We start from the raw sequence: 25,939 nt of genomic DNA, 5'->3' as shown, positions 1-25,939 counted from the left end.
TCAGCCGCATGACATCCGCCCGCGCAGGTAGGCCGTCGGCCACGACGCACGCCCGGATCGCCGCCCACGCCGAGGCGCTCTTCGAGGAGCGTGGCTACTCCCGCACGGCGGTGGGCGACATCGCCGACCGCGCGGGCATCGCGCGGCGGACGTTCTTCGCCTATTTCGCCAGCAAGGCCGACGCCTTCTGGTACGTCGAGGACGTCGAGCTGCGGGCGGTCACCCAGCAGCTGGCCGAGCACCCGCGCACGAGCGACCCGCTGCAGGAGGTCATCGACGTCGCGACCTCCCGGCCGACCTGGACGTCGAACGATCGCGCATCGGCCCGCTCCCGCATGGCCACCATCGATCGCAACCCCGAGCTGATGGGCGGCGCGCTCCGGTTCCAGCGACGCTGGCAGGCGACGATCGCCGAGCACCTGCGCCGGCATCTCGACCTCCCGGAGTCCGACCTTCTGCCGGAGGTGGTGGCCGCAGGCCTCCTCGCCATCTCCCAGGAGGTGATCAACCGCTGGCTGGACTCCGACGAGAACGAGGACCTGGCCGCGATCTTCACGCGCAACGTGCCACGCCTGCGCTCGGCCTTCGAGCAGGCGGTCACCGACGAGATCCTCCGCTGAGACCCGTCCCCGACGGACGTGCCGACCCACCTCGCAGCGCGCCGGAACGGCGCTACTGTAACCGGCATCACGCCAGACGATCGAGCGAGGAGCCCGAGCCGATGCGAACACGACGAGGTTCGATGTCCAGCCCCACGTCCGGCCTCACCCCCGAGGACTTCGGGAGTCGCACCGTCACCGTCCTCCTCGACGAGGCGCCCGAGAGCTGGCGCGCGCTGCTGAGCGCGGTGGCCGAGGCGGGGCGCGAGGGACGTGACCTGCGGGCCATCCTGCTCGACCTGCCCCCCTGGGTCGTCTTCGCCACGATCTGCCCCTTCTACCTGGAGACAGCGGGCGGGCTGGCCGCGGCGAAGCGGGACCTGCGCGACGAGTACGACGCCGCCCTGCGGGCCCACGGCTTCGGCCCGACGCTCGTCGTGACATCGCGACGCGAGCTGGTCCGACACCTCATGGGTTCGCCGGCGCACCGGATCGTCGCCGGCATGCAGCGCGGACACGCTTTCCGATCAGCCCTCGGCGGGCTCGGCCAACCGACGCTGCTCGTCCCCTGACACGGACCACGGGGCCGGAACCGCGGCGAGGGCACGTCGCCGACCGACTCTCCGCTCGGCATCGATCGACGATCATGGAAGCGACGCCGAGATCTCCCGCCTTGCGCATGACAAGTTTGCAATCGTCTTACTCATCACACTATTCTTGCGCCATCGCGCGCCGCACGGGGCGTCGATGTGAGCGCGTCGGCCGACAGCCTCAGGCGCCATCAGACAGCCACCGCGGACCACGCGGGCTTGCGGAGAGGAACCACCATGAGGCCAGGCGAGAACGCCGGCGCCGAGCGCGTCGCGATCATCACCGGCGCAGGCCGCGGACTGGGGCGCAGCTACGCACTGGCCCTCGCCGAGCGCGGCGTCCGCGTCGTCGTCAACGACCTCGGGTCGACGGTCGACGGCACGGAGGACCAGGAGGACGCCGCCGGCAAGGTCGTGGCGGAGATCCTTGCTGCGGGCGGGGAGGCGATCGCCAACTACGCCAGCGTCACCGATCCAGTTGGCGTGCAGGCGATGGTCGAGGAGACCATCGAGCACTTCGGGCGCATCGACATCCTCATCAACAACGCCGGGATCCTGCGGGACCGCTCCTTCCACAAGGTGGCGCTGGACGACCTGCTGACGGTCCTCGACGTGCACCTCACCGGATCGATCCGGTGCACCCACGCGGTCTGGCCGCACATGCGGGAGCAGGGGTACGGCCGGATCCTGTTCACCTCCTCGCAGAACGGCACCTACGGCAACTTCGGCCAGGCCGGCTACGCCACGGCGAAGGCCGGGGTGCTCGGCCTGATGAAGGTGCTCGCCATCGAGGGCGAGTCGAAGAACATCCGGACGAACACCATCGTCCCGGTCGCACGGTCGCGGATGACTCTCGGGACGATCATCGGCGAGGAGTCCGACGCGGACCGCCTCCCTCCCGAGGCAGTCGCCTCCGGAGTCCTCTTCCTCGTCGGCGAGGACGCGCCGAACGGCACCATCCTGAACGCCGGCGGCGGCTGCTTCTCGGTCAGCGAGATCCCGGAGAGCCGCGGCGTCTTCCTCGGCGTGGATGCGCAGCCGGAGGACGTCCGCGCACGCTGGAACGACATCGGGGCAGGCGGCTACGTCGACGTGCTCCCCGACGGCCCGGCGCAGTTCACCAAGTTCCTCGGCATGCAGGTCGACTAGCCGGACCGCCTCATGCCAGGGCGTCCACCAGGCCCCAGGCATGGGCGGTGTCGGCGTCGATCGTGGCGCCGGTGAGCATGAACCAGTTCGCGCGCTGCCGGCCCATGCGCTGCACGACCGACCAGGTGCCGCCGGCCCCGGGCACCAGCCCCATCGCGACCTCGGGCAGACGGAAGGTCGCGCCGGGCGCCGCGACGACGTGCCGGGCGAACGCGAGCAGCTCGACGCCGGCCCCCACGCTCGGTCCGTGCGCATAGGCGGTCACACGATCCGCGACCCGGGCCAGGGCGAGCGCCGGATGGCGCGTCCCGCGTACGGCGTGCGCGGTGGCCGGGTCGTCGGCGTCCCCGAACTCGGTCAGGTCACCGCCTGCGCTGAAGCACACCCCGGCGCCCCTGAGCTCGATGCCCACCTCGGGCCGCAGCTCCGCCGTCTCGAGCGCCGCGACCAGGCAGTCGCGCAGCCGGAGGTCCACCGCGTTGCGCGCCGCCGGGCGGTTCAACGTCAGACGCAGGACGCCCTCGGCCTCCTCCACCAGCACCGCCTCCGCGGGCTCGGTCCTCTCCTTGGACGCGGGCTTCGTCGCCAGCCACTCCTGGTAGCGCCGGCTGCCCATCAGTGCGGAGAACACCGCCGACTCCGCCCAGATGCCGTCCGCCGCGGACATCCCCGCTGACCGGCGGGTCAGCGTCACGAGGGCATAGGCACCCAGCGGCGCCAGGCCGACCGCGCGCTCGACCGCGCCGATCTCGGCCCGGTCGAGCGTCACGAGGTCGAAGGCGTCGACCAGCGCCTGCGCCTTGTCCGGCCACGCCGCGGCAGCCAGCAGCGTCACCGCCGGGATGTCGCGGACGTACGCCGCCGCCGCCTCGAGGTCGATGTCCCACGACAGCGGCTCGACGACGAGCAGACCCGGGCCGCCGAGGACGCCGGACTCCTCGACGAGACCGAGCCGCCCCGCCGCGGTGGCGAGACGGCTCAGGTCGTTGATGCGAACCGATGTCACCCGGTCATTCTCACCGGATGAGCGTGCCCAGGTCGACCTGGAGCTGGGTGCCGGTGATGTGCCGCGCCTCGTCCGAGGCGAGGAAGGCCACCGCGCCGGCGATGTCCTCCGGCTGGCTGACCGGATCCGGCAGCGAGCCCATGAATATCGGCCCCAGGGTGGCGGCGTTCTCGACGATGAGATCGTGCAGGACCGGCGGGGCCATGCCGGTCTCCACCCCGTGAGGATGCACGGTGTTGACCCGGATGTTGTACTGGGCGAGCTCGACCGCCATCGTCTTCGCCAGGCCGGTGACGCCGTGCTTGCTCGCCACGTAGGCACCGAGGAACGGCTGGCCGCGAAGCCCGGCGACCGAGCTGGTGATGATGATCGAGCCGCCGGTGCCCTGGTCGATCATGATCGGCACGCACGGCTTCACCGTCGCGAAGGTGCCGGTGAGGTTGGTGTCGATCATCTCCTGCCAGTCCTCGCGGCCGATCTTCCACGACCAGTCGCCGAAGCAGATGCCGGCGTTGGCGACGACCACGTCGAGACGGCCGAGCTCCGCGACACCATCCGCCACGACCTGCTCGATGCCGTCCCAGTCCCGGATGTCGACCTTCCGCGAGAGCACCTCCGCGCCGTACTTGCGGGCCAGCTCCGCTGTCTCCTCGAGCTCCTCCTCGGTGCCTCCCGGGTAGCCGGTGCTCCGCGCGGACTGGCAGCTGTCGATGAGGATGAGGTTGGCACCCTCGGCGGCCAACCGTTCCGCGTGGGCACGACCCATACCGCGGGCAGCACCGGTGATGAACGCGACCTTGCCGGCCTGCCGCTCGACGACGTCTCGCATGCTGCTCTCCTTTGATGGGGTGTTCGCCGGCGGCCCGCGTGGCCGGGGCTGCTGCTCAGCGCTGACCCGTGGTCGCTTCCGGGTCGGGGCGGCGGATGTCCCGCCCTGCCTGGTAGAGGGTGGCGAACGGCTCTAGGCTGGCGTCGAGGTCACCGAGCAGCCTCTGCGCCGTGTGCACGTCCTTGTCGACGAACTCGGCCGTGGACTCCGAGAACGCCTGGGCCGATCCGCCCCGCTTCACCATGCCGATGACCGCGCTGTTGCCACTGCCGTGCGACATCGCCTCGTAGAGGGTCTTCTCATCGAGGTCGAGCTTCCGCGCGAGGTCGGAGAGCACCGACACGACGCCGACGTGGGCGCCGAAGGCGGCGTTGTTGAGCAGCTTCACCTTCATCCCGGTGCCGACCGGGCCGAGATGGAAGATCGGGTTGCCGTAGGCCTGGAGGAGGCGCTCGGCCTTCGCCCATGCCTCGTCGCCACCTCCGACGAACAGGGTGATCTCACCCGCCGCGATGTCGTGGGGGCCGCCACTGACCGCCGCGTCGACGTAGAGGGCCCCGACCTCCGCCAGCCTGGCTTCGATCAGCTCGGAGGTCCGCGGGCTGCTCGTGGTGTGCAGGATCACGATCGTGCCGGGAGCCACGGAGTCGACCAGACCGCCGGGCGCCAGCACGAGCTCTCGCACCTGGTCGTCGCTGAACAGGTTCACCACCACGGCGTCGGCCCCCCGGGGCAGGTCAGCGATGTCGGTGGTGACCTCCGCGCCCTGCTCGGTGAAGTCCTCCTTCTCCCAGTCGAAGCGGTAGTGCACGCGCACCGTGTGCCCGGCCGCGATCAGTCGTTGCATCATCGGGCGGCCCATGCGGCCGGCCCCGAGGAAGCCAATGTGTGCCATCCGTGGGTCTCCTTTGACGTGGTCGGGTCGACAAAGGCCCCGCCCCGGGCGGTGCCGGGGCGGGACCTCTGCGGGTGTTGCTCAGACGCGCGGGAAGTTGAAGATCTTGCGTGCGTTGCCCTCGACGATGAGCCGCGCCTCGTCGTCCGGCACGTCGACCAGCTGCTCGGCCAGGATCTTGCGGGTGTGCGGCCAGTTGCAGTCGGAGTGCGGGTAGTCGCTCTCGAACAGGATCTGCTCGATGCCGATGTTGTGGCGCTGGTCGATGCCGACCTGGTCGGAGACGAAGCACCCGTAGATGTGGTCCTTGAAGAGCTCCGAGGGCCGCTGCTCGGCGTTGACGTTGCACCAGTAGCGGTGACGCTCCCACGAATAGTCGGTGCGCTCGAGGATGTACGGGATCCAGCCGGTGCCGCCCTCGGCCATGACGAACTTCAGGTTCGGGAACTTGTAGAAGACCGGCGACATCAGCAGGTCGACCGTCGCCATGATCGAGTTCATCCCGAACAGGGCGATCTGGATGAACATGTCGCCGTCGGGGGCGGTGCCGAGCGGCACGCCGCCCGAGCCGAAGTGCGCCGCCAGCGGGAGCTGCGCCTCCTCGGCCGCCTTGAAGATCGGGTCCCAGTGGTCGGTGTGGAACGACGGGAGCCCCAGCTTGTGCGGGGCCTCGAGGAAGGTCACGGACTTCGCGCCCTTCGCGGCGGTGCGCTCGATCTCCTTCACCGATGCGGCGACGTCCCAGAAGGGGACCATCACCAGCGGGATCTGGCGACCGGGGTCGTAGGCACACCACTCGTCGAGGATGAAGTCGTTGTACGCCTTCACGCACTCCTCGGCCAGCTCCTTGTCCTTCGACTGCCAGAACGTGGAGCCGGCGAACCCGCCCATGTTCGGGAAGCACATCTGGGCGTGCATGCCCTCGATGTCCATGTCGGCGAGGCGGTCCTTGATGTCGTGGCAGCCCTGGCGCATGTCGTCGTAGGAGCGCGGGTCCATTCCGAACTCACGCGGGTGCTTGCCGGCGACGGCGTTCAGCGCGAAGTTGCCGCGCGGCACGCCCTCGAAGATCCAGGCGTCGTTGCCGTCGGGAAGCTTCTCGATGCGCGGCGCGACGTCCTGGTACTTGGCCGGCAGGCGGTCGAGCCAGACACGCGAGTGCTCGATCACGTGGTCATCGACGGAGATGATCTGTGCGTCATCAGGTAGGCCCATGATGGCTCCTCAATTCTTTCGGATGTCGTGTGGTGGATGGCGTGTTCGTGGAGGTGCGGGAGAGGGCGACGTACGTCGCCGGGAGGCTCAGAGGTCGAGGCCCATGCGCGCCAGCGCGGACTGCGCGGCGCTGAGGGCGGCGCCGGTGTCGATGCCCTCCGCTTCAGCGAGGGCGACCAGGAGGCGGGTGTCCTTCTGCAGCAGCGGCCCCGCGACGGTGGCAGCCGGCTTCAGGTCCCAGTCGTCACCGCCGACCATGGTGACGCCGAAGCTGCGACCCGAGCCGTTGCTGAGGACCAGCTTCAGGCTCTCGGGGTCGACGCCGACCTGCTTGGCGATCGCGAAGGCGCTCTCGGCGACACCCATGTTCGCGGTCAGCAGGACGTTGTTGATGATCTTGGCGCTCTGCGCCGCCCCCACCGGACCCAGGTACGGGATGAGGTTGCTGTACTGCTCGAAGATCGGCTTGACCTTCGCGACGTCGTCGGGGTCGCCGGCGGTCATCACGAGCAGCGACTTGTCCTCCGCGGCGTGTCCGCCCCCGCTGACGGGAGCGTCGACGACGCCGACGCCGTGTTCATGAGCGACCGCGGCGATCTCGCGGATCGTGTCGGGGTGGACGGTCGAGTGGATGACGACCACCGAGCCGGGCTTCATCGACGCGATCGGTGGTTTGGCCCCGAACCCGCCCATCACCTGCGGCTGCCAGGCGCCGAACAGGACGTCCTTCACGTCGTCGTCGTCACGCACCACGAGCACGACGACGTCGTTCTCCATGAGGAGACCGAGCGAGGTACTCGACGTGGTGGCCGGAGTGTTGTCGTACGCGGTGAGCGACTCGGGGCGGCGAGCCCACAGCTGAACCGGAACGCCGGAACCGGCCAGCACCCGGGCCATCGGACCGCCTTGGCTGCCGAGGCCGATCCAGCCGACCTTGAGCGTGGTAGCGGGTGCAGTGGATGTCACTGCTCCTCCGTCCTGAACGTGTGTCATCGAGAGCGCCGTGTGATCAGCGCCACTGGGGCGGCACGTTACAGCGCAGGTTTCATCGAACTCAAGGGATTGGTGACACGTGATACTAGAAATTTTCTCGCGCCATTTTCGGCACTCCGTGCAGCGATCGCCCGATTGTCTGCCGACGGTTGCGCATATGTCGAACAGTATGGAGGATTGCACTATTGCGTCCCCCACTTCCGGTGGCCTACTCGATGGAGAAGCTATGAATCAGGAGTCGTGCCAGCAGGCGACGCTGGTCGACGATCCGCCCGGCCCCTCGACGGTCGTCCGACGGGACCGGGTGGTCATCCGCTTCGCCGGGGACTCCGGTGACGGGATGCAGCTGACGGGTGATCGGTTCACCACGGAGACGGCACGGTTCGGCAACGACCTCGCCACGCTCCCGAACTTCCCGGCCGAGATCCGCGCACCTGCTGGCACCATCCCGGGCGTCTCCTCCTTCCAGCTCCACTTCGCGAGCGTCGACATCCTCACGCCGGGCGACCGCCCCGATGTGCTCGTCGCAATGAACCCCGCCGCACTCAAGGCCAACATCGACGACCTCGCGACCGGCGGCGTCCTCATCGTCAACTCCGACGACTTCACCAAGCGCAACCTCGCGAAGGTCGGCTACCCGGCCGACCCGCTCGAGGACGGTTCGCTCGAGCAGTACCAGGTGCACAGCGTCCCGATGGCGACGTTGACGCTCGGGGCGCTCGCCGAGACCGGCCTGTCGAAGAAGGAGGCCGAACGCGCGAAGAACATGTTCGCCCTGGGTCTGCTGACGTGGATGTACAACCGGCCGCAGGAGGGCACCGAGCTCTTCCTGCGCGAGAAGTTCGCGAAGAAGCCCGCCATCGCCGAGGCCAACATCATCGCCTTCCGCGCTGGCCACGCCTTCGGCGAGACCACCGAGGCCTTCGCCGTCACCTACGAGGTGGCACCGGCTCCACTGGAGGCCGGCCGCTATCGCCAGATCACCGGCAACACAGCCCTGGCGTACGGTCTGCTCGCCGCCGGCCAGGCGTCCGGTCTGCCGCTGTTCCTGGGTAGCTACCCGATCACGCCGGCGTCGGACATCCTGCACGAGCTCAGCAAGCACAAGGCCCTCGGCGTCACCACCGTGCAGGCGGAGGACGAGATCGCCGGCATCGGCGCCGCTCTCGGTGCGGCGTTCGGCGGCGCCCTCGGGGTGACCACGACGAGCGGCCCCGGCATCGCGCTCAAGGGGGAGGCCATCGGCCTCGCGGTGATGCTCGAGCTGCCGCTGCTCATCGTGAACGTGCAGCGTGGGGGCCCCTCGACCGGGCTGCCGACCAAGACCGAGCAGGCCGACCTGCTTCAGGCCCTCTACGGCCGCAACGGCGAGTCGCCGGTCCCGGTCGTCGCCCCGCACTCCCCCGGGGACGCCTTCGAGGCGGCCATCGACGCCGCGCGTATCGCGATCACCTATCGCACCCCCGTGATCGTGCTGTCCGACGGCGCAATCGCCAACGGCTCCGAGCCCTGGCACATCCCCGACGTCGGCGCGATCGAGCCGATCGATCCCGCCTTCGCGACGCGGCCCAACGCTCCGGACGGGTCCGGCGAGTTCTGGCCCTACCTCCGGGACCCTGAGACGCTGGCGCGCCCGTGGGCTGTCCCGGGCACCCCCGGCCTCGAGCACCGCATCGGCGGTCTGGAGAAGGCCGACGGCTCCGGTACCGTCAACTACGAGCCGGGCAACCACGAGGCGATGGTCCGTCTTCGTGCCGCCAAGATCGACGGCATCGTGGTTCCCGATGCCGAGGTCGATGACCCGACCGGTGATGCCGACCTGCTGGTCGTGGGGTGGGGGTCGACGTACGGACCGATCCTCGCGGGCGTGCGTCGCGTCCGCACCCTGGGCCACCGCGTCGCACGTGTCCACCTGCGCAACCTCCATCCGTTGCCGGCGAACCTGGGCGACGTCCTGGCCCGCTACCAGACGGTCCTCCTTCCCGAGATGAACCTCGGCCAGCTCGCGCAGCTGCTGCGAGCGAAGTACCTCGTCGATGTCCAGAGCTACACCAAGGTGGCCGGCCTGCCCTTCGCCGCGGAGGAGCTGCAGGACGTGCTGCTGACCTACCTGACCGGAGCTGACTCATGACCACGGTTGACCTGGGCCTCCCCACCATCGGCGGACTCGACGGGGTGCCGCGCGCGAGCGACAAGCTGACCGCCAAGGACTTCACGTCCGACGCCGAGGTCCGGTGGTGCCCCGGGTGCGGTGACTACGCCATCCTGGCCGCGGTCCGCAGCTTCCTGCCGACGCTCGGCATCACGCGAGAGAACACCGTGTTCATCTCGGGCATCGGCTGCTCCAGCCGATTCCCGTACTACATCGACAGCTACGGCATGCACTCCATCCACGGTCGTGCGCCGGCGATCGCGACCGGTCTCGCGACGGCACGCCCCGACCTGTCCGTCTGGGTCGTGACCGGTGACGGTGACGCGCTCTCGATCGGTGGCAACCACCTGATCCACGCGCTGCGCCGCAACGTCAACATCAAGATCCTGCTGTTCAACAACCGCATCTACGGCCTGACGAAGGGCCAGTACTCGCCCACCTCGGAGGTCGGCAAGGTCACCAAGTCCACTCCTATGGGCTCCGCGGACCACCCCTTCGACCCGATCGCCCTTGCGCTCGGCGCCGAGGCGACGTTCGTCGCACGTGCTCTCGACTCCGACCGCGCCGGGCTCACCGCCGTGCTCAACGCCGCCGCGGCACACCGCGGCACCGCCCTCGTCGAGATCCTCCAGGACTGCCCGATCTTCAACGACGCGAGCTTCGACGTCCTGCGCAAGCCGGACAGCGCGCCGCAGCGGCTGATCAAGCTCACCGACGGCGAGCCGATCGTCTTCGGACCGACGGGCGAGGACGGCCAAGGCACCTGGGCGGTCGTCAGGGACGGCTACGGGCTCGGCGTACGCCCCGTCGCGGACGTCGACCCGGGCGACATCGTCGTGCACGACGTGAAGGACCCCCACCTTCCCACCCTGCTCGCCAGGCTGACGACGACCGACCTGACCCACGTCGTCACCGGGATCTTCCGCGCCGCGGACCGGCCCGTGTACGACGACGTCGTGCGCGGCCACGTGATCCAGGCGCAGGCATCGGCCGCCGCGACGGGCGCGATCGACCTGCAGAGCATCGTGGACGGCAATGACACCTGGGTCGTCGGCTGACCCAGGCCGGTCCGAGCGCCGGGACGATCGTGAGGGGGATTCATCCCCTCAGGTATTGCCGCACCGGGTGCAGTGTAGTTCGATAGCCCACAACGTATCGAACAAGAAGATCGAGGTAGGCACCGTGGAGCACCGCTCGACCGCACCGGATGCCTTCAAGGCGCTCGGGGATCCCGTGCGGTGGTCCATCATGCAGTCCATCGCGGCGCAGCCCGAGCTTGCCGGGTCCGTCCTCGAGGAGTCGCTGCCGATCTCGCGCCCCACGATCTCCTACCACATCCGCATCCTGACTCAGGCGGGCCTGATCGAGGCCAGCAAGCGCGGGCGCAACCACTACTACACGGTGCGCCAGGACGTGCTGGGCAGTCTGCTGGACCACCTGCACGACCTCGTCCCGGGCCTCCGTCTGGTCCCGGACACCGAAGCCTCCCCTGGCCAGCTGGCCCAGGGTCCTCCGGTCACCGGCGAGTTCGCCGATCCGGAGATGCTCCCGACATGGTGAGCAACCCCGATCCTGCCGTCCAGCTGACCGAGCCCGCCGACGGCGTCCGGCTGCTCACGCTCAACCGCGCGGGCATCCGCAACGCGATGAACGGCGAGCTGACGAGCGCGTGGAACCGCACCCTCGACGAGCTGGACGAGGGCGGGGAGACCCGCTGCCTCGTCGTCACCGGCGCCGGTAGCTCCTTCTGCGCCGGTGCCGATCTCTCGTGGCTCGACCAGGGGAGCCCCGACACCACCATCGACCGCCTCCGTAGCCGGATGCTGCCCTTCTACGAGAGCTGGCTACGGCCGCGGCGTCTCCCCTACCCGGTGATCGCCGCTGTCAACGGCGCGGCGATCGGCGCAGGCCTGTGCCTCGCCCTTGCCTGCGACGTGCGGTACGCCAGCCCGCAGGCCGTCTTCAGTGCTCCCTTCATCCACCTCGGCACCCATGCCGGGATGGGCGCCACCTTCCTGCTCCCCGAGGCGGTTGGTCAGACGCGCGCCCGCGAGATGCTCTTCACCGGGCGGGAGGTCCGTGCCGAGCAGGCACAGGAGTGGGGGCTGGTCTCTGAGGTCGTCCCGGACGTGGTCGAGCACGCCATCGCGATGGCGACCAGGATCGCCGCGGCAGGACCGATCGCCGCGCGACTCACGAAGACGGGGCTGGACGCATCGGCCGCAGGTCTCGAGGCGGCGATCCGCTGGGAGGCGCTCGCGCAACCGGTGACACTGACGACCGAGGACATCCACGAGGGCATCGAGGCGTTCCGCGCCGGCCGCAGGCCGAGGTTCACCGGACGCTAGGTCGTCTCGCCCTGCTCGACACGGAGGCTCGCGAAGTCGACCTCGGTGATCCGGTCCGCGCCGCCGAACTCCATGAGCAGGGCGTCGAGGAGAGCGACGAGCATCGGCCGCATGTCGCCCCAGACGGTCGACAGCCTGGGCTCGGCGAGCTGGCCGAGCGGTCCCTTCCCCATCCCGAGGACCCCGATCGTGCATGGCACGTCCAGCCCGAGGGTGCGGGTCGCGTGCAGCACCGCCAGCGCCACGTCGTCGTTGAAGCAGGCGATGCCGACCGGGGCCGGGATGCTCTTCAGCATCGCCGCGAGCGCGTTGGTCGCACCGTCAGCGTCGAGGGGGACGCCGAAGAGGTAGGGCTCGGGCAGCCCGTTCTCCGCGCACACCGCACGCGTCGCCTCCGCGCGACCCTGGTCGAAGGGGTGGCCGCGCTCGTCGGTGAGCGAGGCGTACGCCACCTGCCGGAAGCCCCGGGCCACGAGGTGCTCGGCCTGCACCCGCCCGAGGGCGAGGTCGCTGCCCGCACCGCGCGAGTCCACCGCGGTGCCGACGACCGGCAGGCCCAGCCGTCGGAACTCCTCGTGGTCCTTCCGGGTCAGGCCGCCGAGGTCGATGATGCCGGCGGGCCGCAGCGAGTCCGCAACGTGGCGCAACCGGAGGTGGGCCTCGGAACCGACCGGGCCCGAGAGCTGCACGATGGTGTTGAAACCGTGCTCGGCCAGCCCTTCGGACAAGACGTCGACGATGTCCTGCAGATCGGTCATCGTCATGAACGGGAAGACGATCATCACGAGATCGCTGCGACCCTTCACCAAGGACCGGCCCGCGGAGGAGGGCACGTAGCCCAGGTCCTCGGCCGCCCGGCGGACCCGCTGCAACGTCTCGGGGGAGAAACGGCCGCCCTGACCATTGAGGATATGGCTGACCGTCGCGCGGGACACTCCCGCGCGACGGGCCACATCGATGCTTCGAGGCGGGCGCTCGCTCACCTGGGCAGCGTATTAGACGGCAACCGCACCCTCGCCGAGGTAGCTGCGGGTGAGCTCGTCGCCGACCTCGGACGCCGGCCCCGACCACGCGAGCGTACCGCGCTGGAGGATCAGCGCGTCGTCGGCGAACTCCAGCGCGCGGGACGCGAACTGCTCGATCATGATGACGGCGACACCCTTGTCCCGCGCTCGCTCGAGCCCGTCGAAGACGACGTCGACGAGTCGTGGCGCCAGGCCGAGTGACATCTCGTCGGCGATCACGACCTTGGGGTCGATCATCAGCGCGCGGGCCAGCGACAGCATCTGCTGCTCCCCGCCGGACAGGGTCCCGGCCAGCTGGCGACGGCGGTTGCCGAGCACCGGGAAGATCTCGAAGGCGTGCGCGAGGGCGGCGTTCTTGTCGATGCCCTTCTCCGCCGCCAGCGCCATCCGGAGGTTGTCCATGACCGTCAGCCCGCGGAAGACGCCGCGGCCCTCGGGGAGGTGGACGACCCCGGCGCGGCGCCAGACGTGACCTTGCTTGTGCGTCAGGTCGTGACCCTCCAGCTCGATGGTGCCCGACGTCGCCTGCACCAGCCCGGAGAGCACGCGGGCCAGCGTCGACTTGCCCGCGCCGTTCGACCCGAGCACGGCGATCGACTGCCGGGAGCCGAGCTCGAAGGAGATGTTCGAAAGCGAGAGGGCGGGTCCGTAGTGGACGTTGAGGTCGGTGACCTTCAACAGTGGTGTGCTCATGCCAGGTCTCCTGCACTCGTCGATGCCAGCGAAGCATCGGCTTCGCTCTCGTAGACCTCGATCGCCGGGCTCTCCTCGCCGAGGTACGCCGCGCGGACGGCGGGGTCGCTGCGGATCTGGTCGGGGTCGCCCTCCGCGATCTTCACCCCGAAGTCGACCACGTAGACGAAGTCGCACAGGCCCAGGACCAGTGGCACATCGTGCTCGACGAAAAGCAGCGAGACGCCGTGCTCCGCCACGACCCTGCGCATGGTGGCGGCGAGGTCCTCCGTCTCGGCCACGTCGAGGCCGGAGGAGGGCTCGTCCATCAGCATCACCTTCGGATCGGTCGCGAGGGCGCGACCGATCTCCACCAGCCGGCTCGTGCCCAGCGGGAGCCCCATGACGGGACGGTGCTGGATCTCGGTCAGGTTGAGCTCATCGAGAAGGGCGTCGACGCGCGCGTTCTCGACGGCGTCCTCCTTGGGGAAGAGGCCGCGCCCGGTGACGAGATCGGTGAAGATGCGGCTCTTGCTGTGCCGCGCCCGGTAGCCGAGGGCGAGATGCTCACGCACCGTGAGCGACGCGAAGAGCTCCGGGTGCTGGAACGTGCGGGCCAGGCCCCTGCGTGCACGCAACTGCGGCGTCGCGTGGGTGACGTCCTCACCGTCCATGAAGACGGTGCCGGCGGTCGGCTTCAGCAGCCCGGACAGCACACCGAAGAGCGTGCTCTTGCCGGCGCCGTTCGGGCCGACCAGCCCGACGATCTGACCGGCGGGGACCGCGAGGTCGACGTCGGCCAGCGCGACCAGGCCGCCGAACTTCATGGTCACCCCCTTGGCCTCGATGCGCGGGTGGTTGCTCACGCTGTTCTCCTTCGCACTCATGCGCGCTCACCCACGGTGGCCGGCGCAGAACCCGGCTGGACGGTCGGTGCGGCCCCGGGCGGGACGGCGGGCGCCGACGTGGGCACGCTCTTCTCGGACTTCTTCGCTCGCCGCTTCGCCAGGTTTCCCGCCCCCTGGGCGAAGGCGCCCTCGGGGTGGGAGGCCAACGCGACCGCACCGAGGCCGAAGAGGATGATCGGGATCTCGCCGACCTCCGTCGGCAGGTACTGCTGGAACAGCGCCGGGACCATGTAGTACATGAGGCCGGTGGCGAGGGCCGCCATCACCGAGCGCGAGCCCAGCGTCATCAGGACCGCCAGCCAGACCAGACCGGTGAACGGCTGGAAGAAGTCGGGCAAGGTGGTCTGCTTGTCCATCGCGATGAACGTGCCGCCGAGGGCCGCGACGTACGTCGCGAGCGCCGACACCAGCACCTTCGACTGCACGACCGAGAGCCCGATCGTCTTCGCACCGCTCTCGCTCCAGCGCACGGCGCCGAGCGCCAGACCGGCGGTCGAGCGGCGCAGGTTGATGATGAGGAACGCCAGCACCAAGAACGCCCCGAGCGCGAGGTAGGTGAAGGCCTGGTTGTCCACGGCGAAGCTGGGCCGGCTGACCATCGTCCCGGATCCCCAGTTGTACCAACGGTCCTGGGTGACCACGAGGGACTGGGCGAGGATGCCGGCGCTCAGGGTGACCAGCGCGATGTAGAGCTCACCGAGGCGGACCGTGAGCACACCGATCAGGATGCCGATCGGCACGATCGCGATCGGGCCGAGGATCGCCGCGACGAGCGGGTTCCAGCCGTGCATGGTCGAGAGTTCCGCGACCATGATCGCGCCGATGCCCGCGAAGCTGATCTGGCACAGCCAGAGCATGCCGCCCTCACCTGTCACCAGCGTGTAGGAGAGCAGGACGATGGCCAGCACGATGCCGCTCGCGGTCAGGCCCGCCCAGTAGACGTCGAAGACCAGCGGCAGGATCGCGACGACGGCGATGAACACGACAGAGAGCACGACCGGCATCGGGTAGCGGCCGATCTTCAACCCCGCGCTCGGGACCAGGCTCGGGTCACCGCCCTCGACGGTGATCGCCTTGTCGAGCGCGCCGCCGGCGGCCTGGTCGCCGGTCTGCCCTCGAAGCGCGAAGTAGAGCAGCGCCAGCAGCATGAAGATGAACGGAACGCTCGGGAGCAGGTACTGCGCCAGCGTGCCGTTCGGGTCGATCCACTTCTGGGGCACCGAGCCGGCGAGGCCGATGAGCAGGCCGACGCCCACCGCCACCGGCAGGCTCTTGAGACGAGCGGCGACGACGGCGGCGAACGCGGTCGCCATGAGCGGCGTCATACCGGCCGCGGTGAGACCTGACGTCGGCGCGATCAGGATGCCGGTGAGGCCCGCGAGGGTGGTGCTGACCGCCCAGACCCCCATCGAGATCCGCGTCGGGCTGGAGCCGTTGAGGCTGGTCAGCGCGCCCGAGTCGACCAGTGCACGGACCTTCAGGCCGATGTCGGTGAAGCGGAGCACGCCCACACCCACCGCCAGGACCACGACGAGTCCCAGCACCATCGCGAGCTGGTCGGCGTTCACGACGGCGCCGAAGACCTTGAAGACCTTGAGCGGCACCGGCGCCAGGCCGGGGGCCGTGACCGCCGCGAGCTTCCCGAGGACGAGCTCGACGAGGGGTGGCAGCGCGACCGACAGGCCGAGGGTCGCCATCAGCTTCACGATGGTCGACCGGCCCTGCAGGAAGCGGAAGAGGATGACGTAGAGGAGCGTCCCCAACAGCGGCGCGAAGACCCCGAGCGACACCAGGGCGGAGGGAAGGATCCCCCATCCGGCCTCGACGTGCAGCTCGTAGTAGAAGCGCGCGACGGTGAACGCCATAGCCGCGAAGGCCAGGTTGAACACTCCGGACGCTACGTAGGTGATCACCAGGGCGCTGGCTGCGATGGCGTAGATCGAGCCAGTCGCCAAGCCGGCAAAGATGTACGAGAGCACGTGAACTCCATCTGACTTCGGTGCAGGCAGTGCCGGCGGCATGCCCGATCACAACGAGTTCGGCGGCAAGCGCAGCAGTCGATGTGCGGCCACCTGATCGCCGCAGCGTGCTGCATCCGGTGCATCTAGGTCAATGGGTTGACCCATTTTGATGTGGCGGGCGCCACAATTTCATCGAACTGGGTGACCTTGACACTCCGTCATAATTTTGTGGTTCTAAACACGTGACGCCAATCACACCAGTGGTGCACTATCAGCCTCGGGTCGAGCCAAGTCCAGTTCGACGCTTCGACAAGAACCCTGAGGAAGAGCACATGCGCACTAGAACAGCAGCAGCTTGTGTCACCGCGTCGCTGGCACTTGCCCTGACCGCCTGCGGAAGCGATGACGGCACGGCGGAAGGCAACGATTCGGGCCCACTGAAGGTCGGCGTCATCGCCTCCCTCACCGGCCCGTCCTCGGAGACCTTCAAGGTGACTCCGGACGCCGCGGACGCCCGGATCAAGCAGTACGTCGCGGACGGCGGCGAGTGCGCCGACCGGTTCGACGGCTACGAGCTGGTCAAGGCCGACGACACCAACACGCCCGAGGGCGCCCTGCGGATGGCGCAGCGGCTCGTCCAGCAGGACAAGGTCGACGTCATCCTGCAGGGCACCGCAGCGTTCTACGGTGCCTCGCAGTTCCTCACCACCGACCCCGCAGCAAAGAAGATCCCGGTCCTGGGTGGCGGCTTCGACGGCGCCCCGGTCTACATGAGCACCGACAACAACGTCTTCGCGAACTTCGCTCCGATCGACTTCGAGGTGACCTACACGACCTATGGCGAGCTCATGAAGAAGGTCGGCGGCACGAAGGCCGCCGTCATCGCCTACGACAACCCCAGCTCGGCACCTTCGGCTGAGGCGACGATCCGCTCCATCAAGGCCTCCGGCCTGGAAGTCGCCTACGAGAACCTCAAGATCCCGTACGGCTCGACCGACGTCGGGGCCGTGACCCAGGGCATGATCGACGCGGGCGTCGACACGCTCATCACGAGCCTGAACCCCGAGACGGCGTTCGGCGTGATCGGCGGCCTCAAGCAGGCCGGGCACGAGATGAAGCTCGTCCAGCTCCCGATCGGCTACAGCGCCCAGCTCCTCGAGTCCGAGCCGTCGGTCCAAGCAGGCCAGGACGTCTCGTTCTCCACCTCCTCGGCTCCGATGGAGTTGCACAACGAGGCGACCGAGAAGCGCAGCGCGGCCCTCAAGACCATCGGCAACGACTCCGGCATCGCCGGCTTCGCCGAGGACCAGGGCTACCTGGCCGCCGACATGCTGATCTTCGGGCTCGAGGAGGCCGGCTGCGACTCGAACGGCGAGGAGATCATGGCCGCCCTGCGCGAGACGAACACCTGGGATGGCTCGGGCCTGCTGCCGCTGCCGCGTGACTTCGGCTCCGCTGAGGCCGGCGACCAGCAGTGCAGCTACTACGTGAAGCTCACCGGCAAGGAGTTCGTCCCCGTCAGCGAGGAGCCGATCTGCGGCGACAAGATCTAGGCGCCGCAGCCAAGCACCACCGGGTTCAGCGGCCCGGATGCACGCCGCATCCGGGCCGCTGCCTGCGTCACGGCATGGGCACCACAGAAGGAGCACTGGATGAGCACGAACAACGAGGCGGACCAGGACGGCCCCGCCGGCGGGTGGCAGGTCGGCGACGGCGTGGTCTACGCACCCCGCTTCAGCTTCGACGCCAGCTATCACAAGGGCGTCATCGTCGGCATCGAGATCGCCGACGGCCCCCACGGTCAGCCGGTCGCCAAGTTCACCGTCGAGTCCGCTCCCCCGCTCGGCTTCGGGCGGGTCCAGCTCGAGCTCGCCCACCTGCGGGAGCGCTGGGACCCCGACCAGGCATGAGCGGCGCTCCGGCGCGGCGCAGCAGGTCACAGCAACAAACAGTCAGATATATAGCCTGAATGGCCCGTTGGGGCCTACCATGACCACACCCCTCACCGGGCCCGACATCTCAGAGGAGCCATCGTGGCGTCGTATGACTACATCATCGTCGGAGCAGGCTCGGCCGGCTGCGTGCTCGCCGACAGGCTGAGCGCCGACGAGCGAACCACCGTCCTACTGCTGGAGCTGGGCGGTGACAACAAAAGCTTCTGGGTAGAGGTGCCCAAGGGCTTCTCGAAGACCGCGGGCGACCCGAACTACGCCATCTACAACCAGACCGAGCCGATCGAACCGTTCGGCATCCAGGAGACGTGGTTCCGCGGCCGCGGTCTCGGCGGCTCGAGCGCCATCAACGGGATGGTCTACAACCGCGGCTTCCAGGCCGACTTCGACGGCATCGTGGAGCAGGGCAACCCCGGCTGGGGCTGGGACGAGATGCTCCGTGTCTACAAGACCATCGAGGACCACGAGCTCGGCGCCAGCGACACTCGTGGCGCCGGAGGTCCGCTGAAGGTCGGCGTCCGCACCTACGACGACGACCTGTCGCCGCTGATCATGGACTCGGCCACCAAGCTGGGGCACAAGCGCGTCGTGGACGTCAACGCCTCCGACGACGAGCGGATCGGCTACACGCCCGGCAACATCCGCAAGGGCCGGCGCCAGAGCGCCGCGAAGGCCTTCCTCAAGCCGGCGATGACTCGCCCCAACCTCACGGTCCGGACCGGCGTGGAGATCACGAAGGTCCTCATCGAGGACGGCACGGCCGTCGGCGTGACGGGCAAGGCGGACGGGTCGCCCGTCGAGTTCCGCACGAGCCGGCGCGGCGAGGTGATCGTCTCGGCGGGAAGCCTCGGTTCGCCCAAGCTCCTGCAGCTCTCCGGCATCGGCCCCTCGACGGTGCTCAAGGAGGCCGGGGTCGACGTCGTCGTCGACTCCCCCGGCGTCGGCAACGGTCTGCGTGAGCACCGTTGCATCCCGATGCAGGTCCGCATCAAGAGCGACCTCGGGCACAACAAGCTGATCTACGACAACAAGCACCAGAACTGGCAGGGCTTCAAGTACCTGTTCACCCGGAAGGGCCCGATCGCGACGCCCGCCTACGAGATGCTGTGGTTCTTCAAGGCGACGGCCGAGGCCGAGCGCCCGGACGCGCAGGTGCTGGTCACGCCGATGTCCATGGGCGTCGGCCTCACGGGTTACGGCATCGAGCGGCGACCCGGTTTCCAGATGCTCGGCTTCGCGCTGCGCCCGGACAGCCTCGGTTCTGTCCACATCACGTCCTCGAACCCCGACGTGCCGCAACAACTCCGGGCCAACTACCTCGCCACCGACCACGACCGCGAGGTCTCGCTCGGCATGTTCGCCAAGATGCGCGAGCTCATCAAGCAGTCGCCGATCGCCGAGGAGGTCGTGATCGAGACTGTTCCCGGGCCGTTGATCCAGGGCGACCAGGCCGTCCTCGCCCACGCGGGCATGTTCGGAGGCGCGGGCTACCACGCCTCGGGCGCGGTAGTCATGGGCCCGGAGGACACGGACCCGGTCGACGCGAAGTGTCGCGTCCGTGGGGTCGACAGGCTCCGCGTCGTGGACGTCTCGATCCTGCCGCGCATGGTCGCGGGCAACCTCAACGCCCCGATGATGGCCATGGCCTGGCGCGCGGCGGAGATGATCGACGCCGACCGCTGAGGTCCTGGTCCTCCAACGCCACGGGCCGCCCGATCCGAGGATCGGGCGGCCCGTGGCGTTTCCGTGTGGCGCGAGTGCGGTCAGTCGATCTCCACGGCCACGGTGGTGATCGCCTTGGTCCCCGCGACGACCTGGTCGCGGTAGCCGGCGAAACGCGCGGGAGCGCCGAAGGAGACCACGCCGAGGAGGTGGCCACCCCTGCGGTAGCCGAGCACGGCGCCCTTGACCGGACCACCCTCGAGGCCGTCCCCCTCGAGCTGCACCACCTCGTCGGCGATGTCCGGGCGACCGAGCACCTGGATCTTCATGCCGAACTGGTCGGACCAGATGTACGGCGGCGCGAGGGTGGGTGTGTCCTTGAGCAGGATGTCCGCCGCGACCATCTGCGCCTGGTCGCTCGCGCTCGTCCAGTGCTCGTTGCGGGCGTAGCCTCGTCGCGGCTGGTCCCACCACGACGTCGAGTCCCCGAGCGCCCAGACCATCGGCAACGGGGGCACCCGGCCGGTCCCGCCCGCGAGGATGCCCTCACCGATGGGCAGCTCGGTCCCCTGCAACCAAGCGACGTCGGGCGTCGACCCCACCGAGACCAGGACGTTGTCGGAGGTGATCCTCTCCCCTCCCGCCACCTCGACGGTGGTCGCGTCGACGAAGCCCGCGATCGGCGTCCGCGTGCGCAGGGCGACACCCGCTTCCTCGAACAGCCGGCCGACCAGCTCGCCGGCCCGCTCGCCGAGCTGGCGCACGCAGGGCTGAGCGGCAGCCTCCACGACCGTCACGTCCACGCCGGCGGCACGGGCCGCTGTCGCCACCTCGGCGGCGATGAAGCCGCCGCCCACGATCAGCAGGCTGGAGCCGGGCACCAGCCTGTCCTTGAGCGCGAGGGAGTCCTGGAGCGTCCGGAGCGTCAGGACGCCCTCGGGCTGACCGGGGATCGTGCACGGCACGGATCCGGTCGCGATGATCGTGGCGTCGGTGCGCAGCTCCGCGCCGTCACTGAGGTGGGCCGTCCAGACACCGAGACCTACGCAGGACACGCCGAGCCTGAGGTCGACGTCCAGCTCCTTGATCGCTTGGGCGTCGCAGAGGCTGGCCCGCTCGGGCTCCCAGGCGCCGGTCAGGACCTGCTTCGAGAGCGGCGGGCGGTCGTAGGGGAGCGCGTCCTCCTTGCCCACCAGGGTGATCGTGCCGGTGTAGCCCTGGGTGCGCAGCTGCTCGCAGACGCGAAACCCCGCGAGGCCTGCACCGATGACGACTATCGACTTGGGAACGATGTGAGCCACAGTCTCTTCCTTACTTTTCTGATGAGAGCAGGAGGCCGACGAGCTTGACGTCGAGGTACTCATCGATGCCCTCGGCACCACCCTCACGCCCCAGCCCGCTCACGCCCGTGCCACCGAAGGGCGCTTGTGCGCCCGTGGGATTGATGTCGTTGACCCCGACGATGCCGAATCGGAGCGCCTCCGAGACGCGCACCGCCCGGCTCAGGTCGTGGGTGTAGATGTACGACGCGAGGCCGTACTCCGTGTCGTTCGCCTTCGCGATCACCTCGTCCTCGGTGTCGAACTCGATCACTGCAGCGACGGGTCCGAAGGTCTCCTCGTGGTAGATGACCATCGACTCGTCGACGTCGGCAAGCACGGTGGGCGCGAAGAAGAACCCGCGGTCGAGGCCCTCGTCCACCAGACGATGACCACCGTGGAGCAGCCGCGCTCCCCGCGCGACGGCATCGTCGACCTGGCGCTGCACCTTGTCGAGGGCGGCCTGGTCGACGAGCGGGCCGATGCCGACCTTCGGCTCTTCTCCCCTGCCCGCGACGAGGGCGGAGGTGCGGGCCACCAGGGCCTCGGTGAACCTCTCGGCGATGCCGCGTTGCACGTAGATCCGGTTGGGGCTGATGCACGCCTGGCCGGTGTTCAAGAACTTCACCAGCGAAGCGCCCTTGGCCGCGTGCACGGGGTCCGCGTCGTCGAAGACGACCATCGGAGCGTGCCCGCCGAGCTCGAGGGAGACTCGTTTCATGGTCGCGGCCGCACGGGCGGCGAGCAGCTTGCCGACCTCCGTCGACCCGCTGAAGGTGAGCTTGCGGACGGTCGCGTCGTCCAGCAGCCGGTCCCCGACCTCCGCCGGGCGGCTGGTGGTGACCAGGTTGGCCACGCCGCGAGGCAGGCCGGCGTCCTCCAGCACCTGGAAGACGGCGGCCGCGCACCACGGCGTCTGCTCGGCCGGCTTCAGCACCATCGCGCAGCCGGCCGCGACGGCAGGAGCGAGCTTCCGGGTGATCATCGACATGGGGTAGTTCCACGGCGTGATCGCGGCGACCACGCCGACGGGTTGCTTGAGCACCATGAACCGGTGGTCGTTGCGGCTCGACGGGATGGTCTGGCCGTAGACCCGCTTCGCCTGCTCGGCGAACCACGCCAGGAAGTCGGCGGCGTACCTCACCTCGTTGCGCGCTGCCTTGAGCGGCTTCCCCTGTTCCAGCGTCATCAGCCGGGCTAGGTCCTCGGTGCGCTCCACCATGAGGTCGTGCGCGGCCCACAGCACCTCGGCCCGCCGATACGCCGTCTCCTGGCTCCAGCTCGGCAGGGCGTCGGAGGCGGCCGCGATCGCCCGGGCCGTCTCGCCGGCGCCGGCGTCGGAGGCCGTGCCGATGACCTCGCCGGTCGCGGGGTCGGTGACCTCGAAGGTCAGGTCACCGTCGGCGGCCTGCCACTTCCCGTCGATGAAGAGGGTGCCCGCGTCGAATGACATGGCGTCGAAAGGCCTGGCGGCGAAAGGCATGGGGTCGAAAGGCATGGCGCCGGCTCAGTCCTGGTTCCGCAGCAGCATGGCGCCGCTCGGCGTGAGTCCGCCGCTGCTCACCACCGCGATCCCGGCGTCCCTCACCTGTCGGTCCCCGCCCTGACCGCGCAGCTGCACGACCGCCTCGTGGAGGAGCCCCATGCCGTGGGTGCGGCCCGCGGACAGCTGCCCTCCGTGGGGGTTGACCGGGAACAGGCCGTCCAGGGCAATGTTCTTCCCGCCGTCGAGGAAGTCCTTGGCCTCGCCGATCTCGCAGAAGCCGAGGCCCTCGAGCCAGGAGAGGCAGTTGAAGCTGAAGCCGTCGTAGAGGAGGGCGACGTCGACGTCGGCCGGCGTGAGGTGGGTGCGTGACCACATGTGCGCGGCCGGTCCGATCACCTGCGGCTCGTGCCAGGAGGTGCTCTGCATCCACTCGACGGGCTCGATGAGCTGGGTGCCGAGGGACTCGAAGTACACCGGTTTCTGCGGCGCGTCCTTCGCGTAGTCCTTCGTCGAGACGACCACCGCGATGGCGCCGTCGCACGGGACGTCGTTGTCGAGCAGCCCGAACGGCGTGGTGATCATCCGGGCACCCAGGTAGTCATCCATCGTGATCGGGTCGCGGTAGATGGCGTCCGGGTTGCGGCCAGCCATCGTGCGCTGGTTGATGGCGATCCAGCCGAGCGTCTCGCGGCTCGCGCCGTACCTGGCGAAGTAGCGGTGGGCATGCTGCGCGAGGACGTGGCTCGCCGAGGACGCACCCGCGGGCGCGCCCCAGGCCGAGTCGTGAGCCGACTGGCCGCCGCCCAGCTTGATCTTCCCCTCGCGCATGAGGGTCTCGTTGGTCGACTGCCACAGGGTCCGGAAGCACAAGACGTGCTTCACCAGTCCCGAGGACACGGCCATGGCGCCGCCGATCACCGCCCCGCCCGGACCGAAGGTCTCGCCGCCGCCGTTGAACCAGGTGGGCCGCAGGCGCAGCGCCGCCTCGAGAGCGGTGACCCCGCCCTCACCCATGCCGAACTCCAGGCCACCGCCGGGGTACGTCGCGAGGCCGTCGATGTCCTCCGGGGTGAGCCCGGCGTCCTCGATGGCTTTGAGGCAGGCCTCGACCGTGAGCGACAACGGGTCGACCATCTGGCGGCGGGCGATCTTCGAGGTGCCGATACCGGAGATGATCGAGTCGTCCTCGTACTTCTTCGTGGTCGGCGCCGGGCGGACGAGGGCGCGGATCTTGGCCGGCGTCAGCTCGTCCTCCGGGAGCTCGCGGATCTCGCCCTCCACCGGGTGGAACGTCGGCACGAACTTGTCGTGGTCGGTGGCGACCATCGTCACCGCGACCGGGATCCCGTGCTCGACCTTCTCCGGGTCGAGATCGGTGATCAAGGCCTGGACCTTGACGTAGGGCGCTTCGTCGAGCGCGACGGTGCCGGTGACGTACGGCGGCGGCGGCAAGCCCGGCAACGAGAAGTGCACGTTGACGCTGTAGCCGAAGAGGATGCCTTTGCCCGAGACGACCTCGGGCACCACACGGAAGCTGCGGCACGCGTCGCACACCGGCTTCGGCGGGTGTATGTAGCGGCTGCAGTCCTGGCAGCGCTTGATCCGCAGCTGGCCGTCGCCGCCCTCGTCGAAGAAGTACTCGTTGCCCGGGGCGACGAAGGGGGTGCGGACGTGAAGCTCGGTCACGGGGTCTCCAACCTGATGGTGCGTGGCACGGGTGAACGGGTCGATGCGCGCCGCCGAGCCGCACGCGGCGCCCCCGGCGACCCTCACCTCACGTGACCTCGGCGATGCGGGCGTTGCGGGTGACCGGCTCGGCGATGCGCTGCTCGTCGATCACCTTCTGCATCGCCGCCATCGTCTCCGCGAGGTTCGGGCCGCGCCGCTCGCCCGGGGTGAAGGTCGCCTTGAGGTGCTTCATGCCGTTGATGACGCCGGTCGTGTCGTAGTAGACGGCGCTCGCCGGGTCGACGGTGAAGTCGGGCAGCCGGTCGAGCACCTCCTTGAGCATCGCCTTGAACATCGAGCGCGCGACGTTCGAGCCGATGCAGCGGTGGATGCCCAGACCGAAGCTGGCGTGCCGGTTGCCGGTGCGGTCCAGGATGATCTCGTTGGGGTTCTCGAACACCTTCGGATCACGGTTGGCCATCGCCCACGACAGCCACAGCCGCTCCCCCTCCTCGAACCGCACGCCGTCGATCTCGACGTCCTGCGCGATCGTCCGCCCGTCGCCCGAGGCCGGGGTGTAGAAGCGGAGGAACTCCTCGGTCGCGGAGTCGATCAGCGTGTCCCACTCATCGATCAGGCGCTGCCGCTCCTCGGGGTGCCCGGAGAGCCAGTCCAGCGAGTGGGCCGTGAGGGCGGTGGTGGTGTCGAAGCCACCACCGATCAGGAGCGCAATGTTGCCCAGGACCTCCGCGTCCTCGGGCGGCCCCCCGGCGAGCTCGGCATCGAGCATCGCCTCGACCAGGCCGGGGTTGCGCGTCTCCTTGACCCCTGCGTAGAGACGAAGGGTCGCGTCGCGCATCTCGGCGACCGACTCCTGGAGCCGTGCCCGGCCGTCCAGGTCGTCGGGAGAGAGATAGACCTGCGCGTGCGTCGGTTCGACGAACGGCTCGTACTCGGCCAGCGGCCACCCGAGCAGACCCATCGTCATGATGGCCGGCACGACGTTGGCCAGCTCATCGACGAAGTCGACCTCGCCCTTCTCGATGAACTCATCGACGCTCGCCCGCACGATCTCGTCGAGGACCGGCTTCCAGCGAGCCACTGCCGCCGGCGAGAGGTAGGCGTTCAGGGCCTGGCGCCAGTGCCGCTGCCGCGGGGGGTCCATCGCGAGGAAGCTCGGTGCCGCAGAGCCTTGGCGATACGCCTTCGGCGGCGGCGGGATGGAGATCCCCTGGTAGCCGGCCCGCACCTCGAACGGGTCGTCGTCACTGGAGAGCACGTCGGCGCGACGGGCCAGGTCGAACAGCTCCTGGTGGCCGGCGGCGAACCAGTAGCCCCCGTGGGTGTCGTTCCAGGCGATCGGGCACCTCGACTGCATGGCAGCCGCGTTGGCCTCGAAGTCGATGCGATAGCCGGCGTCGTGGCGGTTCATGCTGAACAGCAACGCCTTCTTCGAGATGTCCTCGGGGGCCTCGAGCTCGTCGGTCGTCATGTCGTCTCCCTAGGGCGG

The 25,939-nt window shown here is 69.2% G+C and carries 23 protein-coding genes; 10 read left to right on the top strand and 13 right to left on the bottom strand.

All coding sequences use genetic code 11. The features are described from left to right. The first annotated feature begins 8 nt into the window (after positions 1–8). The 3 genes from GFH29_RS01135 (at position 9) to GFH29_RS01125 (ending at position 2,338) form a co-directional block, all read left to right on the top strand. Positions 9–620, top strand: coding sequence for a TetR/AcrR family transcriptional regulator (locus GFH29_RS01135; RefSeq protein WP_153321664.1), 612 nt, complete (start codon positions 9–11; stop codon positions 618–620). Between the two features lie 122 nt (positions 621–742). Then, positions 743–1,171 carry a hypothetical protein gene (locus tag GFH29_RS01130; protein WP_153321663.1) on the top strand — a complete coding sequence of 143 codons (429 nt, stop codon included), beginning with the start codon at positions 743–745 and terminating at the stop codon, positions 1,169–1,171. Between the two features lie 255 nt (positions 1,172–1,426). Next, entirely contained in the window at positions 1,427–2,338 is a 912-nt protein-coding gene (locus GFH29_RS01125; protein WP_153321662.1) for an SDR family NAD(P)-dependent oxidoreductase, read from the top strand. A 10-nt stretch (positions 2,339–2,348) separates the two neighbouring features. Here GFH29_RS01125 and GFH29_RS01120 read toward each other — a convergent pair whose 3' ends face one another. The 5 genes from GFH29_RS01120 to GFH29_RS01100 all read right to left on the bottom strand — a co-directional run bounded on the left by GFH29_RS01120 (position 2,349) and on the right by GFH29_RS01100 (position 7,249). Beyond that, a complete protein-coding gene (locus GFH29_RS01120) occupies positions 2,349–3,344 on the bottom strand; it encodes an enoyl-CoA hydratase/isomerase family protein (RefSeq protein WP_153321661.1) in 996 nt (331 codons plus the stop codon). Positions 3,345–3,354: 10 nt separating this feature from the next. After that, a complete protein-coding gene (locus GFH29_RS01115; RefSeq protein ID WP_153321660.1) occupies positions 3,355–4,173 on the bottom strand; it encodes a mycofactocin-coupled SDR family oxidoreductase in 819 nt (272 codons plus the stop codon). Between the two features lie 55 nt (positions 4,174–4,228). Further along, positions 4,229–5,068 carry an NAD(P)-dependent oxidoreductase gene (locus tag GFH29_RS01110; protein WP_153321659.1) on the bottom strand — a complete coding sequence of 280 codons (840 nt, stop codon included), beginning with the start codon at positions 5,066–5,068 and terminating at the stop codon, positions 4,229–4,231. A gap of 81 nt (positions 5,069–5,149) precedes the next feature. Then, positions 5,150–6,283 carry an amidohydrolase family protein gene (locus GFH29_RS01105; RefSeq protein ID WP_153321658.1) on the bottom strand — a complete coding sequence of 378 codons (1,134 nt, stop codon included), beginning with the start codon at positions 6,281–6,283 and terminating at the stop codon, positions 5,150–5,152. Between the two features lie 87 nt (positions 6,284–6,370). Then, positions 6,371–7,249, bottom strand: a complete 879-nt coding sequence (locus GFH29_RS01100) for an NAD(P)-dependent oxidoreductase (RefSeq protein WP_194289077.1) — start codon at positions 7,247–7,249, stop codon at positions 6,371–6,373. A 253-nt stretch (positions 7,250–7,502) separates the two neighbouring features. On the opposite strand from GFH29_RS01100, the gene GFH29_RS01095 reads away from it, so the two are divergent. The 4 genes from GFH29_RS01095 (at position 7,503) to GFH29_RS01080 (ending at position 11,776) form a co-directional block, all read left to right on the top strand. Continuing rightward, a complete protein-coding gene (locus tag GFH29_RS01095; RefSeq protein ID WP_153321656.1) occupies positions 7,503–9,407 on the top strand; it encodes a 2-oxoacid:acceptor oxidoreductase subunit alpha in 1,905 nt (634 codons plus the stop codon). Next, on the top strand, positions 9,404–10,486 hold the full coding sequence (locus tag GFH29_RS01090; protein WP_153321655.1) for a 2-oxoacid:ferredoxin oxidoreductase subunit beta: 1,083 nt from the start codon (positions 9,404–9,406) through the stop codon (positions 10,484–10,486). The genes GFH29_RS01095 and GFH29_RS01090 overlap by 4 nt, the downstream gene beginning before the upstream one ends. Positions 10,487–10,610: 124 nt before the next feature. Beyond that, positions 10,611–10,988, top strand: a complete 378-nt coding sequence (locus GFH29_RS01085) for an ArsR/SmtB family transcription factor (RefSeq protein WP_194289076.1) — start codon at positions 10,611–10,613, stop codon at positions 10,986–10,988. Continuing rightward, entirely contained in the window at positions 10,982–11,776 is a 795-nt protein-coding gene (locus tag GFH29_RS01080; RefSeq protein ID WP_153321653.1) for an enoyl-CoA hydratase/isomerase family protein, read from the top strand. Before GFH29_RS01085 ends, GFH29_RS01080 begins: the two co-directional genes overlap by 7 nt. Here the strand turns inward: GFH29_RS01080 and GFH29_RS01075 are convergent. The 4 genes from GFH29_RS01075 to GFH29_RS01060 are packed head-to-tail and all read right to left on the bottom strand — an operon-like array spanning position 11,773 to position 16,336. Then, positions 11,773–12,759 (bottom strand): LacI family DNA-binding transcriptional regulator, encoded by a 987-nt coding sequence (locus tag GFH29_RS01075; RefSeq protein WP_153321652.1) that lies wholly within the window; start codon positions 12,757–12,759, stop codon positions 11,773–11,775. The two genes, GFH29_RS01080 and GFH29_RS01075, sit on opposite strands and share 4 nt — an antisense overlap. Before the next feature lie 12 nt (positions 12,760–12,771). Continuing rightward, positions 12,772–13,494 (bottom strand): ABC transporter ATP-binding protein, encoded by a 723-nt coding sequence (locus tag GFH29_RS01070; RefSeq protein WP_153321651.1) that lies wholly within the window; start codon positions 13,492–13,494, stop codon positions 12,772–12,774. Then, complete coding sequence (locus tag GFH29_RS01065) at positions 13,491–14,339, bottom strand: ABC transporter ATP-binding protein (RefSeq protein ID WP_228387683.1); 849 nt, start codon at positions 14,337–14,339, stop codon at positions 13,491–13,493. Before GFH29_RS01065 ends, GFH29_RS01070 begins: the two co-directional genes overlap by 4 nt. 17 nt (positions 14,340–14,356) lie before the next feature. Next, entirely contained in the window at positions 14,357–16,336 is a 1,980-nt protein-coding gene (locus GFH29_RS01060; protein ID WP_323368674.1) for an ABC transporter permease, read from the bottom strand. Between the two features lie 338 nt (positions 16,337–16,674). On the opposite strand from GFH29_RS01060, the gene GFH29_RS01055 reads away from it, so the two are divergent. From GFH29_RS01055 to GFH29_RS01045, 3 genes are all read left to right on the top strand, one after another. Continuing rightward, positions 16,675–17,895 carry an ABC transporter substrate-binding protein gene (locus tag GFH29_RS01055; protein WP_153321648.1) on the top strand — a complete coding sequence of 407 codons (1,221 nt, stop codon included), beginning with the start codon at positions 16,675–16,677 and terminating at the stop codon, positions 17,893–17,895. Between the two features lie 99 nt (positions 17,896–17,994). Further along, positions 17,995–18,252, top strand: a complete 258-nt coding sequence (locus GFH29_RS01050) for a hypothetical protein (protein WP_153321647.1) — start codon at positions 17,995–17,997, stop codon at positions 18,250–18,252. A 123-nt stretch (positions 18,253–18,375) separates the two neighbouring features. Continuing rightward, the gene (locus GFH29_RS01045) at positions 18,376–19,977 is read left to right on the top strand and encodes a GMC family oxidoreductase (RefSeq protein ID WP_153321646.1); all 1,602 of its coding nucleotides are present in this window, start codon (positions 18,376–18,378) and stop codon (positions 19,975–19,977) included. Between the two features lie 80 nt (positions 19,978–20,057). Here GFH29_RS01045 and GFH29_RS01040 read toward each other — a convergent pair whose 3' ends face one another. From GFH29_RS01040 to GFH29_RS01025, 4 genes are all read right to left on the bottom strand, one after another. Then, complete coding sequence (locus GFH29_RS01040; RefSeq protein ID WP_194289075.1) at positions 20,058–21,257, bottom strand: NAD(P)/FAD-dependent oxidoreductase; 1,200 nt, start codon at positions 21,255–21,257, stop codon at positions 20,058–20,060. Positions 21,258–21,267: 10 nt separating this feature from the next. Beyond that, a complete protein-coding gene (locus GFH29_RS01035; protein WP_153321644.1) occupies positions 21,268–22,728 on the bottom strand; it encodes an NAD-dependent succinate-semialdehyde dehydrogenase in 1,461 nt (486 codons plus the stop codon). Positions 22,729–22,782: 54 nt separating this feature from the next. After that, on the bottom strand, positions 22,783–24,447 hold the full coding sequence (locus GFH29_RS01030; protein WP_153321643.1) for a thiolase C-terminal domain-containing protein: 1,665 nt from the start codon (positions 24,445–24,447) through the stop codon (positions 22,783–22,785). An 88-nt stretch (positions 24,448–24,535) separates the two neighbouring features. Then, on the bottom strand, positions 24,536–25,921 hold the full coding sequence (locus GFH29_RS01025) for a cytochrome P450 (protein ID WP_153321642.1): 1,386 nt from the start codon (positions 25,919–25,921) through the stop codon (positions 24,536–24,538). Positions 25,922–25,939: the final 18 nt, after the last annotated feature.

The sequence above is a fragment of the Nocardioides sp. dk884 genome, assembly GCF_009557055.1.
Taxonomy (GTDB): domain Bacteria; phylum Actinomycetota; class Actinomycetes; order Propionibacteriales; family Nocardioidaceae; genus Nocardioides.
Note: the sequence above shows the minus strand (reverse complement) of the source record. Positions and strands in the feature narration are given on the sequence as shown.

Coding starts and splice junctions, on each gene's coding strand:
- GFH29_RS01135 (WP_153321664.1), top strand. CDS start 9: ATGACATCCGCCCGCGCAGGTAGGCCGTCGGCCACGACGCACGCCCGG.
- GFH29_RS01130 (WP_153321663.1), top strand. CDS start 743: ATGTCCAGCCCCACGTCCGGCCTCACCCCCGAGGACTTCGGGAGTCGC.
- GFH29_RS01125 (WP_153321662.1), top strand. CDS start 1,427: ATGAGGCCAGGCGAGAACGCCGGCGCCGAGCGCGTCGCGATCATCACC.
- GFH29_RS01115 (WP_153321660.1), bottom strand. CDS start 4,173: ATGCGAGACGTCGTCGAGCGGCAGGCCGGCAAGGTCGCGTTCATCACC.
- GFH29_RS01110 (WP_153321659.1), bottom strand. CDS start 5,068: ATGGCACACATTGGCTTCCTCGGGGCCGGCCGCATGGGCCGCCCGATG.
- GFH29_RS01105 (WP_153321658.1), bottom strand. CDS start 6,283: ATGGGCCTACCTGATGACGCACAGATCATCTCCGTCGATGACCACGTG.
- GFH29_RS01095 (WP_153321656.1), top strand. CDS start 7,503: ATGAATCAGGAGTCGTGCCAGCAGGCGACGCTGGTCGACGATCCGCCC.
- GFH29_RS01090 (WP_153321655.1), top strand. CDS start 9,404: ATGACCACGGTTGACCTGGGCCTCCCCACCATCGGCGGACTCGACGGG.
- GFH29_RS01080 (WP_153321653.1), top strand. CDS start 10,982: ATGGTGAGCAACCCCGATCCTGCCGTCCAGCTGACCGAGCCCGCCGAC.
- GFH29_RS01070 (WP_153321651.1), bottom strand. CDS start 13,494: ATGAGCACACCACTGTTGAAGGTCACCGACCTCAACGTCCACTACGGA.
- GFH29_RS01055 (WP_153321648.1), top strand. CDS start 16,675: ATGCGCACTAGAACAGCAGCAGCTTGTGTCACCGCGTCGCTGGCACTT.
- GFH29_RS01050 (WP_153321647.1), top strand. CDS start 17,995: ATGAGCACGAACAACGAGGCGGACCAGGACGGCCCCGCCGGCGGGTGG.
- GFH29_RS01035 (WP_153321644.1), bottom strand. CDS start 22,728: ATGTCATTCGACGCGGGCACCCTCTTCATCGACGGGAAGTGGCAGGCC.
- GFH29_RS01025 (WP_153321642.1), bottom strand. CDS start 25,921: ATGACGACCGACGAGCTCGAGGCCCCCGAGGACATCTCGAAGAAGGCG.